This window comes from Erythrobacter donghaensis, from assembly GCF_001557325.1.
Classification (GTDB): Bacteria; Pseudomonadota; Alphaproteobacteria; order Sphingomonadales; family Sphingomonadaceae; genus Erythrobacter; species Erythrobacter donghaensis_B.
Window position 1 is genome coordinate 1 of sequence record NZ_LSJS01000204.1, and the last position, 897, is coordinate 897.

Sequence of the window (897 nt, forward strand, 5' to 3'; positions counted from 1 at the left end):
AAAGCCGGCGCGATGCCGAACGGGTGCTGTGCTCGCCGCGGCCTGAGCTGGCGCTGCATATGGCCTATTCGGGTCTCGCGCTCGCCAATCCCAAACCCTGCGACACGAGCGGTCTCGATGCCAACGAGGCCTTCGCGCGAGCCCACGGCTTTGGCGGCACCCCTGTGATCGTGCGCCCCGCCGATGGCGCCGTTCTCGAAGGCTACCGGCCTGCCGCTGTACTCCGGGACTTCCTGCGCGCTGGCCCCTCCCTGGCCCCCACCCCTGCTCCCAAAGGATAGACCCATGCTTTTTCCGACACGTCTCCTTGCCTGCGCCTGTCTGGCCGGCCTTGCCAGTGGCTGCGCCACGTTCGGCACCAACGTCGAGGGCGATTTCACCTGCCGCGCACCGAAGGGCGACTGCGCACCGGCTCACGTTATCGATGCCAAGGCGACGGACAATCTGTCGAACGGCACGCTGCTCCATGCTGACGCGCGGCAGAAGTCAGGCGTCGTGGATGCCGACACCAGCCGCACAGCGGAACGCACCTTGCGCGTCGTCTTCCCCGCTCATGTCGATGAAGCTGGAACGCTGCATGACGAAGCGGTCGCCTGGACCGTCGTCGAAAATCCGCGCTGGGCCACCGAGCTGCGCCGCAAGGCGGGCGAGGGCCAGGGCGGATCCCTGATGCGCCAGGTCCATCGGCAGCTGAAAGCCGCCCAGAGAGCCCCAGCACCGGACGGTGCGGAAGGAGACCCGAACGTAGCTGACGAGGCGTCGCCCTTCTCGTCTGCACGCGACGACGCGGGTCAGGCTGGGGGCATCTGGGGCGCCGATGCCCCCAGTCCCTTCAACGAAACTTCAGATGCCTCGCCGCTGGTCCTCCCCTCCACGGCGCGCGAGGCCGTTGCCGGT

The 897-nt window shown here is 68.1% G+C and carries 1 protein-coding gene and 1 pseudogene; both read left to right on the forward strand.

Features of this window, described 5'->3' with window-relative positions:
• Window positions 1-281, forward strand: a pseudogene (locus tag AX692_RS12190) (DsbC family protein); the annotation flags it as partial.
• Window positions 282-285: 4 nt separating this feature from the next.
• Window positions 286-897, forward strand: a 612-nt coding sequence (locus tag AX692_RS12195; protein ID WP_073974098.1) for a conjugal transfer protein TraV, incomplete at its 3' end; no start/stop codon positions are given.